The organism is Desulfococcus sp., from assembly GCF_041737845.1.
In the GTDB taxonomy this organism is placed as follows: Bacteria; Desulfobacterota; Desulfobacteria; order Desulfobacterales; family Desulfococcaceae; genus Desulfococcus.
Genome location: NZ_JBGSQX010000018.1, coordinates 14,073 through 27,958, shown reverse-complemented (window position 1 = coordinate 27,958; position 13,886 = coordinate 14,073). Strand labels below are relative to the sequence as shown.

The 13,886-nt window shown below is 62.1% G+C and carries 15 protein-coding genes; 9 read left to right on the top strand and 6 right to left on the bottom strand.

Going from position 1 to position 13,886, the window contains the following annotated elements:
* Positions 1–166 precede the first annotated feature (166 nt).
* Genes ACEW8N_RS01875 through ACEW8N_RS01860 form a run of 4 tightly spaced genes read right to left on the bottom strand, consistent with a single transcriptional unit; the run spans position 167 to position 2,233 of the window.
* Positions 167–442, bottom strand: coding sequence for a hypothetical protein (locus ACEW8N_RS01875; protein WP_373498091.1), 276 nt, complete (start codon positions 440–442; stop codon positions 167–169).
* A complete protein-coding gene (gene truA / locus ACEW8N_RS01870) occupies positions 439–1,182 on the bottom strand; it encodes a tRNA pseudouridine(38-40) synthase TruA (RefSeq protein WP_373498090.1) in 744 nt (247 codons plus the stop codon). The genes ACEW8N_RS01875 and truA overlap by 4 nt, the downstream gene beginning before the upstream one ends.
* 25 nt (positions 1,183–1,207) lie before the next feature.
* Positions 1,208–2,119 carry an AEC family transporter gene (locus ACEW8N_RS01865; protein ID WP_373498089.1) on the bottom strand — a complete coding sequence of 304 codons (912 nt, stop codon included), beginning with the start codon at positions 2,117–2,119 and terminating at the stop codon, positions 1,208–1,210.
* 6 nt (positions 2,120–2,125) lie between these two features.
* Entirely contained in the window at positions 2,126–2,233 is a 108-nt protein-coding gene (locus tag ACEW8N_RS01860) for a dual CXXC motif small (seleno)protein (RefSeq protein ID WP_373498225.1), read from the bottom strand.
* 265 nt (positions 2,234–2,498) lie between these two features.
* On the opposite strand from ACEW8N_RS01860, the gene argJ reads away from it, so the two are divergent.
* The 9 genes from argJ to ACEW8N_RS01815 all read left to right on the top strand — a co-directional run bounded on the left by argJ (position 2,499) and on the right by ACEW8N_RS01815 (position 12,388).
* Complete coding sequence (gene argJ, locus ACEW8N_RS01855) at positions 2,499–3,683, top strand: bifunctional glutamate N-acetyltransferase/amino-acid acetyltransferase ArgJ (RefSeq protein WP_373498088.1); 1,185 nt, start codon at positions 2,499–2,501, stop codon at positions 3,681–3,683.
* A gap of 22 nt (positions 3,684–3,705) precedes the next feature.
* The gene (locus ACEW8N_RS01850) at positions 3,706–4,431 is read left to right on the top strand and encodes a pseudouridine synthase (protein WP_373498087.1); all 726 of its coding nucleotides are present in this window, start codon (positions 3,706–3,708) and stop codon (positions 4,429–4,431) included.
* Positions 4,432–4,609: 178 nt separating this feature from the next.
* Entirely contained in the window at positions 4,610–5,902 is a 1,293-nt protein-coding gene (locus ACEW8N_RS01845; protein WP_373498086.1) for a nucleotide sugar dehydrogenase, read from the top strand.
* Between the two features lie 5 nt (positions 5,903–5,907).
* Positions 5,908–7,089 (top strand): DUF3524 domain-containing protein, encoded by a 1,182-nt coding sequence (locus ACEW8N_RS01840; RefSeq protein WP_373498085.1) that lies wholly within the window; start codon positions 5,908–5,910, stop codon positions 7,087–7,089.
* 56 nt (positions 7,090–7,145) lie between these two features.
* Positions 7,146–8,963, top strand: a complete 1,818-nt coding sequence (locus tag ACEW8N_RS01835; RefSeq protein ID WP_373498084.1) for a thiamine pyrophosphate-dependent enzyme — start codon at positions 7,146–7,148, stop codon at positions 8,961–8,963.
* On the top strand, positions 8,960–9,502 hold the full coding sequence (locus ACEW8N_RS01830) for an indolepyruvate oxidoreductase subunit beta (RefSeq protein WP_373498083.1): 543 nt from the start codon (positions 8,960–8,962) through the stop codon (positions 9,500–9,502). Before ACEW8N_RS01835 ends, ACEW8N_RS01830 begins: the two co-directional genes overlap by 4 nt.
* 36 nt (positions 9,503–9,538) lie before the next feature.
* Positions 9,539–10,564 carry a TRAP transporter substrate-binding protein gene (locus tag ACEW8N_RS01825; protein ID WP_373498082.1) on the top strand — a complete coding sequence of 342 codons (1,026 nt, stop codon included), beginning with the start codon at positions 9,539–9,541 and terminating at the stop codon, positions 10,562–10,564.
* Between the two features lie 34 nt (positions 10,565–10,598).
* Positions 10,599–11,087 carry a TRAP transporter small permease gene (locus ACEW8N_RS01820; RefSeq protein WP_373498081.1) on the top strand — a complete coding sequence of 163 codons (489 nt, stop codon included), beginning with the start codon at positions 10,599–10,601 and terminating at the stop codon, positions 11,085–11,087.
* The gene (locus ACEW8N_RS01815; RefSeq protein ID WP_373498080.1) at positions 11,084–12,388 is read left to right on the top strand and encodes a TRAP transporter large permease; all 1,305 of its coding nucleotides are present in this window, start codon (positions 11,084–11,086) and stop codon (positions 12,386–12,388) included. Before ACEW8N_RS01820 ends, ACEW8N_RS01815 begins: the two co-directional genes overlap by 4 nt.
* A gap of 12 nt (positions 12,389–12,400) precedes the next feature.
* Here ACEW8N_RS01815 and moaA read toward each other — a convergent pair whose 3' ends face one another.
* A complete protein-coding gene (moaA, locus tag ACEW8N_RS01810; protein WP_373498079.1) occupies positions 12,401–13,396 on the bottom strand; it encodes a GTP 3',8-cyclase MoaA in 996 nt (331 codons plus the stop codon).
* 64 nt (positions 13,397–13,460) lie between these two features.
* On the bottom strand, positions 13,461–13,862 hold the full coding sequence (locus tag ACEW8N_RS01805; RefSeq protein ID WP_373498078.1) for a hypothetical protein: 402 nt from the start codon (positions 13,860–13,862) through the stop codon (positions 13,461–13,463).
* Positions 13,863–13,886: the final 24 nt, after the last annotated feature.

The following is a 13,886-nucleotide window of genomic DNA, read 5'->3' as shown; positions in this document are numbered from 1 at the left end:
TCATGCCCGGCATGGGATCGGGCACGAAGTCCGTGCCCCGCTGTACCAAAGTCATCATTTTGACGTCTCTCATTAAAATTATGACGCATATTTTAGTGCATCTGCTGAATAATTCAATCTTTTTGCGAAAAATACCGGATCGACGGATGGGGTTCGGACGAGGGCGTCACGCCGGGGGCGCCTCAAAGTCGCTCAGGTCTTCCCGCCGGATATCGTCAAGAAATTCAAGGATTTTTTTTCTGAAGGCTTCGGGCGCCCGGATTTCTCCCCACCCTTTGTGGGCCTGAAACAGTCCGTCGTAGGCGGTGTCATGGTAGCTTTTCAGTTCATGGGGAATTCCCTCTTGGGCAAGGGCGCCGCTCAGGACCTGGGCCTCGATGGGGTTCTCGATGAGGGCCACCTTGACGAAACCCGTCGTCTTGAATGCTTTCCGTTTGGTCATGTCCGATCCTCCTCGCCCGGATACCAGACCTTCATGAGGAACAGCCCCTGGGGCGGCGCGGTGGCGCCGGCGCGCCTTCGGTCCCGCGATTCCAGAACCGCCTGGAATTCAGACGGAGTGATCCTGTGGTGCCCCACCTCCACGAGGGTCCCGACGATGTTCCGAACCATGAACCGAAGGAACCCGTTGGCAGAGATCTTGAAAGCGATTTCCCCGCCCCCGCCCCTTTCGAACCGCGCGGACGTAATGACCCGGATGGCGTGCTCCCGGGGGCTCCCCGCGCCCTCGAAGGCACTGAAGTCATGTTCTCCGGTGAGCATGTCGGCGGCGCTCTGCATGGCCGCATCGTCCAGGGGCCGGCGGATGAACCAGACGTGGCGCCGGCGGATGGCCGAGGGCAGGGGCCGGTTCAGAATGTAATAATGATAGGTCTTGCCCACGGCGTCGAACCGGGCGTGAAAACTGCCTGCGGCCTCCCGGCAGTCATGGATGACGATGTCGTCGTCCAGCATGCTGTTCAATCCCTTCTGAAAGGTCTCCGGAGAGAGCCGGGTGTCGCAGCGGAATCCGGCCACCTGACCCAGGGCATGGACCCCCGCGTCGGTTCTCCCCGAGGCGCAAAGGCGAACAGGGCGGCCGACCATGGTTTGGAGGGCCGACTCGATCTCGCCCTGAATGGTCCTTGCGTTTTTCTGAAACTGCCATCCGGCGTAGTTTCCCCCGTCGTATTCAATGGTCATTCTGAAGTTTCTCAACATATGTCTATCAGAGCAGCAGCACAATGGACAGTGGAATGAACGACAGCAGCGTGGACACCACGATACTGGCCGATGCAAGCGCCGTGCTGCTGTTGAGCTGGGATGACAGCACATAGATGGCCGTGGACGTCGGCAGCGCGAAAAAGATCATGCCCACCTTGAAGGGGACGCCTGAAACACTGTAATATTTCAAGCAGGTATATCCAACCAGGGGGAATAGAATCAGCTTGAGAGCAGCCGCAACCAGGGAAAGCTTCAGGTGCCCCCGCAGGGTTTCGAAGGTCAGGGTGCCGCCGATGGAGATGAGCGCCAGGGGCAGCGTGACCGAGGTGGCCAGTTTGAAGGCGCCGTCGATGAAGGCCGGGAAGGCCCCGGCAAGCCGGGCGTGCAGGATGCCGGCGGCGCATGCGAGGATGAGCGGATTGGAGACCAGCGCCCGTCCGGTGATCCGGAGGCGCTCGCCCGGGGAAAACCGCCTGCCGGAATGCCAGATCAGGGTCGAGACGGCCAGCGTATTGATGATGGGGATGGCAAATCCCACCATGATGCCGAAATGCCTTGCGCCTTCCTCTCCCAGGGTGCCCAGGATGACGGCCATGCCGATGTAGGTGTTGAAGCGGTAGCAGGCCTGGGAAAAGGAGCCGGCTTCGAATTCGGGAACAGCCAGCAGGATGACGCCCGCGCTGATGAGATAGAGGATGCCCACGGCGGTCAGGGACGCGAGGCAGAAGGGCCAGTGGATGCCGTCGGCGGTCCGGGCGCCGCCGATCTTCCAGAAAAGCATGGCGGGAAAAAAGATGAAATAGACCAGCTTGTCAGCGGTTTTCAGGAAGGCGTCGTTGGTCAGGCGGAGTTTTTTCAGACATCCGCCCAGAAACAGAAGGGCCAGGACCGGGAAAAGGCCGTTTAGGACAACCATCTGCAATTAGAGCCGGTTGCAGGGGATATTGGCCAGCAGCTCCTCAAGGTCGTCATCCAGGGCATCGGCGATCTGTTCAATGGTGAAGCGGCGGCTGCAGGACCTGCAGCGCAGAAAGGTCTGCCGTCAGGATCGCTGGACATCCAGGGGGCCGCCGCACGTCGGGCATGGTGCGCTTTTCAGACGCCCCCCTTTCATCTGCGGAAATCCATGGTACATTCGATCATTCTCCTGTGTCGGCCTTCCGACGGGATGAAATCCAAAGGAATTGACAAGCGTGAACGATTCTGTCAAATGGTCAAAATAAAATCATATCTATTTTTGAAATCGAAATAATAGATCGAATCTTTGGGAAAGTCAAAGTATAGCGATGGTGAACATGGAAAAAAAGAGGTGTGCGGGCTTTACGTTTGCGGGGATTGCCGCGGGCATCAAAAAAAAGGGGGGAAGGGACCTGGGCCTGATCGTTTCGGAGGCGCCGGCCTCGGTTGCCGGGGTGTTCACCCGGAACCGGGTTCAGGCCGCACCGGTCCTGCTGGATCGTCGCCGTGTCCAGTCCGGCCGGTGCCAGGCCGTGATCGTGAACAGCGGGAATGCCAACTGCTGCACGGGTGACGCCGGTATGCGGGACGCCGAGGCCATGTCCCGGCATGCGGCGGCGGCCCTTGGAATTTCCGAGGATCTCGTCTGTGTCGCGTCGACGGGCGTCATCGGCCAGCCCATGCCGATGGATGCCGTCGTCCTGTCGATGCCCCAACTGACAAACGCACTTTCGCCGGAAGGCATCGACGAGTTTGCCGAAGCCATCATGACCACCGATCTGGTCCCGAAGGTCGTGTCGGTCCAGGCTGAAATGGCCGGTACGCCCTACACCCTGATGGGAGTCGCCAAGGGGTCGGGCATGATCCGTCCGGACATGGCGACCATGCTCTGTTTCATCGTGACGGACCTGGCGGTTTCGCCCGAGGTGCTTCAGAAATCCCTTGCCGAAGGCGTAGACCGGTCCTTCAACCGCATCACCGTCGACGGAGACACCAGCACCAACGATACCGTCCTGATGATGGCGGGCGGGCGGTCCGGCGCGGCCGTCCGAAGCGACCCGGAGCAGGCCGAGTTCCAGGCCCGGCTGGACGACGTTCTGATCCGGCTGGCCAGGATGGTCGTGAAGGACGGGGAGGGCGCCACGAAGCTGGTCGAGATCGCCGTCGTCGGCGCGGCGTCGGAGGGGGACGCCCGAAAGGTGGCCGACACCGTGGCCCATTCCAACCTGGTCAAAACCGCCCTTTTCGGGGAAGACGCCAACTGGGGCCGGATCATCGCCGCTGCCGGGCGCTCGGGGGTACCGGTGGCGCCGGATGCCATCGACATCCGGTTCGACGGCGTGATGATGTGCCGAAATGGGATGACCTGCGGGAATGAGGCTGAAAAGGCGGTCACGGCGGTTCTGAAAAAGCCGGAATACCGCATTGTCATCGATCTCCACATGGGGACCGCGTCGGCCTCGGTCTTCACCTGCGATTTTTCCATCGACTACGTCAAGATCAACGCGGATTACCGGTCCTGATCCGGGAAATGGCCGCAGACCCATGGGATTGATCCGCCTTCAGAAGTTTCTGTCCGCCTCAGGCGCCTGTTCGAGGCGCCACGGGGAGGCCTGTATCCGGGAGGGCCGGGTCCAGGTGAACGGGGAGGTGGTCTGCGTGCTCGGCACGAAGATCGATCCCGAAAAAGACCGCGTCCTCCTGGACGGTGCGCCGGTTTCCCTCGAAGAGCGGTTCATCTATATCGCCCTCAACAAGCCCCTGGGGTATGTCACGAGCTGTGAGCAGCCAGGAGACAGGATCGTCATGGAGCTGGTGGACGTCCCCGAGCGGGTCTACCCCGTGGGGCGCCTGGACAAGGATTCGACGGGCCTGCTGCTCCTCACCAACGACGGCAGCCTTCACCATCGGCTCTCCCATCCCTCCTTCGACCATGAAAAGGAATACGAGGTGACCACGGCCCAGCCCCTTCCGGAGGGCGCCCTCCGGAAGATGGCCGAGGGGCTGCCCCTCATGGGCGTCCGAACCCGGCCCGCCAGGGTCCGGAGGATCTCTCCGACACAGTTTCGGATTACCCTGAGGGAGGGCCGGAACCGGCAGGTCCGCCGGATGGTCCGAAAGGTCGGCGGGCAGGTGGCGGCCCTGAAGCGGGTAAGGGTCGCGTCGGTCCGCCTGGGCGGCCTGGCTGAGGGGTCCTGGCGCCATCTGACGGAACAGGAGGTTTCAGACCTGGTGGGACAGGGGATTCCGGCTCCCGAGATGCCCCGGTGATAGCCTGCCAGGAACGCAAGCCATCCGAGCCGGCACAGGGGAGAGGTATCCGTCATGTTTTTTTCACAGGGGCAAGGTATTGCGCTGCGGGAAACCCAAAAGGTTTCGAACCCGCCGCAACCACATCATGATAAATGCGTTACAACGGGTTTGGAGAAAAATGATTACAGCAGAAGGATTGTATAATAAAACAGAGAAGATTGCCGTTGTCGGCCTGGGATATGTCGGCCTTCCGCTCGCCATCCATCTGGCCGGGCATTTCGACGTGGTGGGCTATGACCTGAAATCGGCCCGGATCCGGGAGCTGGCCTCCGGATATGACCGGACCCTTGAGGTGACCCCCGAAGACCTTGCGGCGTCGGCCATCGCCTTCACGGACGATCCTGCCCGGCTGTCCGAATGCCGGTTCATCATCGTGGCCGTCCCGACGCCCATCGATGTCTACCGGATTCCCGATCTGGAGCCGCTCCGGGGGGCGTCACGCATCGTGGGGCGGCACATGCGCCGGGGAAGCTGCGTCGTGTATGAATCCACGGTCTATCCAGGCGCCACGGAAGAGGTCTGCGTGCCCATCCTGGAAAAGGAATCGGGACTGGCCTTCCGCCGGGATTTCACGGTGGGCTATTCCCCGGAGCGGATCAATCCGGGGGACAAGGAGCATACCTTTGACAGGATCCTCAAGATCGTGTCGGGTTCCGACGAGGCGACCCTCGACCTGCTCGCCCGGATCTACGGCCAGGTGGTCAGGCCCGGGCTGCACCGGGCATCGTCCATCAAGGTGGCCGAGGCCGCAAAGGTGATCGAGAACACCCAGCGGGACCTCAACATCGCCCTGATGAACGAGCTGGCCATGATCTTCGACAAGATGGGCATCGACACCACTGAGGTCCTTGAGGCGGCCGGGACCAAATGGAATTTCCTGCCCTTCAAGCCGGGTCTCGTGGGCGGCCACTGCATCGGCGTCGATCCCTACTACCTCACGTTCAAGGCCGAATCCCTGGGGTATCATCCGGATATGATCCTGGCCGGCAGGCGCATCAACGACGGCATGGGCAAATTCGTGGCGGAGCGGACCGTCAAGATGCTCATCAAGACGGGCCGGCCGATCCTGGGTGCCAGAATCGCGGTTCTGGGGCTGACCTTCAAGGAGGATGTGCCCGATCTGAGGAACACCCGGGTGGTGGACATCGTGTCCGAGCTGCGGGATTACGGCATCGAGGTGAGGGTCCACGATCCGCTGGCGGACCCGGAGGAGGCCCTGAAATATTACGGCCTGACCCTGTGCGCCCTGGAGGATCTCGCGGGGATGGACGCGGTGATCCTGGCCGTCATGCACCGCGCCTACCGGGAGATGGGCCTGGGCGGGATCGCCGGGCTCTGCGCCGGTGAAACGCCCTTGGTCATCGACATCAAAAGTGCGTTCAGCGCGTCCGAAGCGGCCGCCATGGCCATCGAATATTGGCGGCTGTAGGAAGGTTGAAATTCTTGTTCCTGGAGCCGTTCTTCGGCGGCTCCCACCGGGATTTCGCCGAAGGCCTCGCCGCTCATTCCCGTCACGAAATCGATCTCGTGACCCTTCCCGCACGGTTCTGGAAATGGCGGATGCGGGGGGCGGCCCTCCATTTCTGGGGGAAACTCCAGGCCTTGTCCCGTCGCGGGCGTCCCCTGGGATCCTACGACGGCCTGATCGCAAGCGGGCTCATGAGCCTGTCGGATTTCAGGTCCCTGGCCGGCGCCGGGTGCCCCCCGGCCATGGTCTATTTCCATGAAAGCCAGCTGACCTACCCGCTGTCGGCGGGCGAGTCCTTCGACGCTCAGTTCGGATTCACCGACATCACCACCGCCCTGTCCGCAGACCGGGTGGTGTTCAATTCCCGGACCCATCACGAGCGCTTTTTCAGCGAACTCCCCGGCTTTCTGAACATGATGCCCGACTGCCGCCCGAACTGGGTGGCGGCGGCGATCCGGCGCAAGGCCCGGGTGCTCCATCCCGGCTGCCGCTTCGAGGGCGGCGACTTGACGCGTCCCCGCCGGGAGGATCCGCCCCTCATCATCTGGAATCATCGATGGGAGTTCGACAAGAATCCCGAGGGCTTTTTCGAGGGGCTGGACGCCCTGATGGAGGGTGGGACCGAATTTCGGCTCGCACTCCTGGGAGAGCGCTACCGAAACATCCCCGCGGCCTTTGCCCGGGCTCGGGAGCGGTATGGCGGCCGCATCATTCATGACGGCTATATCCCGGATAAAAACGCATATCAAAACATCCTTCGGCAGGGCGACATTGTCGTCAGCACCGCCTTTCAAGAAAATTTCGGGATATCCGTGGTGGAGGCCATAGCGGCGGGGTGCCTCCCCCTCCTGCCCCGGCGGCTCTCCTACCCGGAGATCCTCCCCCCGGAGTTTCACAAGGAATTTCTCTATGAGGGGCATGGGGACTTCGTTCAGAAACTGGCCTGGCTCGCCATGAACGCATCCCGAATGTCCGACGCGCGGCGGCGGCTTTCCCGGGCCATGGCCGTCCATGCATGGGAAAAGGCTTCGGGGGCCTACGACGACCTTCTCGCTGAAATGGCCCTCTCGGCCGGGGGCGGCTGCGGGGTGCCGCCATCTCCCGCAGACCGCGATTCGGTGCTTGACAAACCCGGGCGAGTTGGATAATTCGGCCGGGATTGCTCCATACATGAGATGACATTCCATATCCAAAGGGGGATCGGGTGAGCGAACGGAAACTGATGCTGGGAAACGAGGCCATGGCGCTGGGGCTTCTGGAGAACGGGTGTGCCGTGGCGACATCCTATCCCGGGACCCCGGCCTCCGAGATACTGGCATCGGTGGCCTCCCTGAAGCGGACCCACGGGCTGTCCCTCCACGTCCAGTGGGCGGTCAACGAAAAGATCGCCTTTGAAATCGCCTATGCCGCGGCCATCACCGGGCTCCGCACCGCCGTCAGCATGAAGCAGGTCGGGCTGAACGTGGCCTCGGATCCGCTCATGAGCGCCGCGTACATGGGGACCAAGGGCGGTTTCATCATCATCAGCGCGGACGACCCGGGCCCCCATTCCTCCCAGACGGAGCAGGACAGCCGGCTCATGGCGGTCATGGCCAAGATTCCCGTCCTGGACCCCGATTCGCCGGAACAGGCCAGAAATATGACGGCTGTGGGGTATGACCTGTCGGAGGCCTTTGAGATCCCCGTGATGATCCGCCCGACCACCCGGGTCTGCCACAGCCGGCAGGATATTTCATCCTCCGCGATCCAAAGCCAGCGGCGTACCGCGAATTTTGAAAGGAATCCGGCCCGGTGGGCCGCCACGCCGAAGTTCAGGCACCAGCTACACCGGCAGCTCGAGGAGAAGCTGGATGCCATTGCCCGGTATGGGAAGACGGCGCCCGCATGGCTGAACCCCGGAAGGCCGGCGCGGCGGGCCCTGGTCGTCTCGGGCGTGGCCGCCGCCCATTCCCGGGAGATCGTCGAGGAGATGGGACTCTGGGGGAGCCTGTCGGTCTATCAGGTCATCCAGCCCTTCCCGCTCCATGTCGATTTCATCTCCGATATTCTTGCCCGCCACGACGAGATCCTCGTCATCGAGGAGACCACCGGAGTCATCGAGATGCAGATCGCCGACGGGCGGCGCGTCAAGGGCCGAAACAGCCGGGCGGTCCCCCGGGTCGGGGAGCTGCTCCCGGAGGACATCGAACGGCTCATCGCCGGGTTTGCGGGCGTTCCCGCCAGGACCGCACCCCTGCCGCCCGAGGCAAAGGGCCGGCGGCCGACCCTCTGCGCGGGCTGCCCTCACCGTGCCAGCTTTTACGCCATCAAGCGGGCTGCGCCCAAGGGGATCTATCCGTCGGATATCGGGTGCTATACCTTGGGCCTCAACCTGGGGGCGGTGGATACCGTCCTCTGCATGGGGGCCGCCATCTCCCAGGCCGCCGGTTTTTATCATGCCCACAAGGATCTGGAAAAGCGGCCGGATATCGTCGCCACCATGGGGGACTCCACCTTTTTTCACGCAGGCATTCCGGCCCTCATCGATGCGGTCGTGCAGAAGGTCCGGTTCGTTCTGGTCATTCTGGACAATCGCACCACGGCCATGACCGGCAGTCAGCCCACGCCGGCGACGGGGCTGGGAGCCTGCGGCGAACCGCTCGACACCGTGGATATCGAAGCCCTGGTGAAGGCGTGCGGTGTGGAATACTGCACCACCGGAAACCCCTACCGCCTGGACGATTTCATCGGCCTGATGAAAGAGGCGGTGGCCTACGGCCGGGACCGCGGGCCGGCCGTGGTGATCTCCCGGTATCCCTGCATTCTGGACCGCCGCCAGGAGGGCGCCCGGGAGGCCAAAATTGCGGTGGTCGCGACCGATCGGTGCGACGGTTGTGCCCATTGCGTGACGCAGTTCGAATGCCCGGCGCTGGTGCTCGACGCGGCCGGGGAAAAGGTTCATGTGGACCGCATGGCGTGCGCCGCGTGCGGCGTCTGCATCCATGTCTGCCCCAAGGGGGCCATCGAGGAGGTCAAATCATGACGACGACGGGGCAGCAGATCGTGATCAGCGGCGTGGGCGGCCAGGGGATCCTTTTCGTGACGCGGATCCTGGCGGAGGCCGCGATCCAGAGCGGTTTTCCGGTCCTGACCTCCGAGACCCACGGCATGGCCCAGCGGGGCGGGACCGTTGTATCCCATCTCAAGGTCGGGAGGTTCACGAGCCCCCTCATCCGTCCGGGCATGGCGGACGGGGTTCTCATCATGAAAGCCGAGAACGTCGCCCTGCACGGCTATTTCCTGAAGCCCGGCGGATGGTCGGTGGTGAACCAGCCGAAGGCGCCGGTGTGCGAGATGACCCGCTGCACGGTGGATGCCGACCGGATGGCCGCCGCCCTGGGCAGCCCCAAGTCCGTCAATCTGATCATGCTGGGCTTTGTCCTGGCTCGAAGCCCGGAGATCTTCTGTCGGGCCGAAGCGGTCCGCCGGATTCTAGAACGCCGGCTGGAAAAGCAGGGCACGATGGGCGCGGCCGCCCTTGCGGCATTTGAGGCGGGCTGCCAGGCGGCCCCCAATGAATAAATCCGGGTCAACCCAAACAACACGGAGGGCGATGCGATGAAGAGACAGTCTTTTTGCGGATGGACGGCGGTGCTGGCGGTTCTGATGATCATGGGAACGGCCCCGGTCCGGGGTGCGGCGGCCGGACCGGTCCAACTCAGGTACGCGAATTTTCCCCCGGCCCCGACATTCCCCTGCGTTCAGATGGAGCGCTGGAAAACCGAGGTGGAAAAGCGGACCAGCGGTCAGGTCCGGATCCAGACCTTTCCCGGGGGCACGCTCCTCGACGCCAAGGACATGATGGACGGCGTCATCGCGGGTCAGGCGGATATCGGGTGCCTCTCCATGGCCTATCAGCCGGGGCGATTCGTCCTGACCAACGCCCTCAGTCTGCCCCTTGCCATCCCCAGCGCCAGGGTCGGTAGCCTGGTGCTCTGGGACATTTACCAGGCCTACCAGCCCGAATCCTTCGCCAAGGTCAAGGTGCTCACGATGTTCACCACGGCCCCCGCCAATATCATGTCCAAAACCCCGGTCCGATCCCTCGCAAACCTGAAGGGTCTGGACCTCCGCGCCTCGGGGGGGGCCGCCCAGATCCTCACGGCATGGGGGGCGAATCAGGTGGGGATGCCCATGTCCGACACCCCCGAGGCCCTTCAGAAGGGGGTGGTCCAGGGGCTGTTCTCCTCCCTTGAGGTCATGAAGGATCTCAAATTCGCCGAGATCTGCCCCTACATCACCATGACCGAGACGGTGATCTATCCCTTTGCCGTGGTGATGAACCTGGATGCCTGGAAAGCCCTTCCTGAAGATGTCAGGAAGGTGATGGATGACCTGAGTGTCGAGCAGGCGGAGTGGACCGGAAACTACATGGACGGTCATGTTGAAGAGGCCGTCGCCTGGTCCCGGCAGCATCACGGGGTGGAGGTGATCACCCTGCCGCCTGCGGAGAAGGCCAAATGGGATGCGCTCCTCGAACCGATAACAGCCGGGTGGATTGCGGATGCCAACGCCAAGGGCTTTCCGGCCGAGGCCATCGTGAAGGATATCCGGCACAGGCTTTCGGTGCGCGCCGGTCAATGATGATGGAGGCTTTAATAAGGGCGGGAGGCGGTGGATGATGTTCGATAAAATGATGGCGGGGATCAACCGGGTGTTGATGATTGTCGCGGGGATCTTTCTCGTCGCGATGATTTCGCTCACCTGCGGGAATATCCTCCTTCGCTTCGTCTGGCTGCCCATCCGGGGGACCTTCGAGCTGATGGGGTTTTTCGGGGCGGTCGCCACCAGCTTCGCCCTCGGGTATACCCAGATGAAGCGCGGGCATATCTCGGTGGATGTGCTGTTCCGGCGGTTTCCCCCGCCGGTGGGCCGGTTTCTGGACGGCATCAACCATCTGCTTTGCGCCGGGTTTTTCGGGATTGTGGCATGGCAGCTCGGTGAAAAGGGCCATACCCTTTTTCAGACCGGGGAGGTGAGCGAGACCCTTCGCATGGCCTATTACCCGTTCACCTACGGCACGGCCGCAGGCTGCGGTTTTCTGGGGCTGATCCTGATCGGCCGTCTTCCTGCGATGTTCCTGCCGAAAAAAGGGGAGGAATCGTGAGCCTGGTGCTGATCGGCATCGGCGGCATTCTGCTGCTTCTGGCGGCCCTGTTTTTTCTGAACATGCCCGTGGGGTTCGCCATGGGCATTGTCGGATTCCTGGGGTTCTGCCATATCATCTCATTTAAGGCCGGGCTGAACATGGTGGGCTCCGTGGTCTGGGATACCTTCTCCAGATATGGGCTTACGGTCATTCCCCTCTTCATCTTCATGGGGCAGATCGCCTTCCATTGCGGCGTCAATGAAAAACTCTACAATGCCGCCTACAAGTGGGTCGGCCATATCCGTGGGGGCCTCGCCATGTCGACCATCATGGCCTGCTCCGCGTTTTCGGCCATCTGCGGCTCCAATGTGGCCACCGCAGCCACCATGAGCACCGTGGCATTGCCCCAGATGAAGAAATATCAGTACCATCCCAAACTGAGCACCGGCGCCGTGGCATGCGGGTCTACCCTGGGGGTGGTCATCCCTCCCAGCGTCGTGCTGATTGTCATCGGGCTTTCCACGGAGCAGTCCATCGCCAGGCTGTTTTACGGCAGCGTGGGGGCGGGCGTCCTGCTGGCGCTCTTGATGATGGGGGCGGTGGCCCTGATCTGCCGGCGGCATCCCGACTGGGGGCCGGCGGGGCCAGCCGTGGGGTGGCGGGAAAGACTGGGGGCGCTTTCGGGGGCCACGGAGATGCTGGTGCTCTTCCTGCTCGTGATGCTGGGGCTTTATTTCGGCATCTTCACACCGACCGAAGCCGGGGCCGCGGGGTCGTTTTTTGCCGTTCTCATCAGCCTGATTCAAGGGAGCCTGAGCCGGCGGAAATTCACGGCGTCGGTGATGGACACCCTGGGGATTTCCTGCATGGTCATCACCATCGTCATGGGCGCGGTGATCTTCGGCCGATTTCTGGCGGTGACGCGTATTCCCTACGATATTGCCGGATGGGTGGTCTCCCTTCCCGTACCCCGGGGAATCATCATGATGATCATTTTTTTCATCTACATCATCGGCGGGGCGGTCATGGACGCCCTGGCCCTCCTGCTCATCACGATTCCGATTTTTTTTCCGGTGGCCGTCGAACTGGGGTACGATCCCATCTGGTTCGGGGTGACCATTACCGTGGTGACGACAATGGGTGCGGTGACGCCGCCCGTTGGGGCAACGACCTACGTGGTGGCCGGTATGTCGGAAGGGGTCCGCCTGGAGGAGGTTTTCCGGGGGGTCGCTTATTTTCTGCCGACCTATCTGATCTGCATCCTGCTGCTCATGCTGTTCCCTGAGATCGTCACCATCCTGCCGGGCCTGCTGAAGTAAGGCGGCCCGGGGTTACCCGCCAATAGAGGACATGGCGTCCCTGACCTCGTCTTGCCGGACGTCATCAACCCGATGCTCCATGGGTTTGAACCTCACGGCTTCCAGGAATACCTTGACGATGTCGCCGTCGAGGCATCCCTTTCGAATGGGGCCCTTGAGATCCTCCTGGCGGTCTGACAGGAGGCAGGGCCGCAGCTGGCCGCTGGCCGTCAGCCGAAGCCGGTTGCAAAGGTGACAGAAATGGTTGCTGAGCGGCTGGATGATGCCGATTTCCCCCCGGGCCCCCTGGAACCGGTACCGTTCTGCCGGGCCGTCGTCCCGGCTTCGCCGGATCGGCGTCAGATCGCCCAGCGGGCTCATTCGCGCCAGGATCTCCGGGGCGAGCAGGCGTATGCTCCGGTCGAGGTGATGATCGCCGATGGGCATGTACTCGATGAACCGCATATGGAAGGGATAGGTGAAAGAGAGCCGGGCGATGTCCGTGAGTTCGTCGTCATTGATCCCTTTCATCGCCACCGTGTTGAACTTGATGGGCGCAAACCCCATGTGGTGGGCGGCCTCGATGCCCTCCCAGACCTGGGTGAACGCATCCTGCCCCGTGATCCGGATAAACTTTTCCCGGTTCAGTGTGTCGAGGCTGATGTTGAGCCGTTTGATGCCCGCATCCCGGATCTGGGCCAGATGATCCTTTAAGAGCACGCCGTTGGTTGTCAGTGAAATGTCCGTCAGCCCTTCGATTTTCCCCAGCTCCGACAGAAATTCATAAACTCCCTTGCGCACCAGGGGCTCCCCGCCGGTGATGCGGATTTTGGTGATCCCGAGCTGGACCCCGATGCGAACGATCCGGAGGATCTCCTCGTAACGCAGCACCTGGGTGTGGGCCAGCCGTGGAATCGTCTCCCGGGACGGCATGCAGTACATGCACCGCAGGTTGCAGCGGTCGGTGATCGACACCCGCAAATAGGTGAGGTTCCGGTTGAACGGATCGATGAGCAGTGGTGGCTTCAATGCTTGATGTCCTTTCAGGCTAGGGTTTCATAGTAAGCATCGATACCTGAAATGGAAAGCAATTTTACTTTTCAGTGTTTTTCAGGGAGTTCAGAAACAATCCGGCGCCGCCCGCAAACAAGGCAAGGATCATGATGAGTTCGAAGGCCGACATGCCCCGGATCCTGAACTGGATCGTGGAGAGGACGCCCAGAAGGAGCATGATGAGGGTTGCCGCCGACAGGATCCAGCCCAATGGATTTCCGGCATTGTAGAAAATCATGCCCACTCCGAAAATCAAGGGGATGAGCGTCATCCCGGTGGTGAGCCGGAATGCGCCGAACGAGAAGACCGCGTACCCCAGGTGGAGATGGTGGGTGATGCGAACCGCATCCAGAAAGAGGTAGCCACCGCCGATCATCATGGCCATGCCGATGAAAAATTTACCGATGCCGCCGCTGGTTCCGCCTGCGCCTCTGATCGTCATGGCAGGGTATCCTTTCCTGTCCTG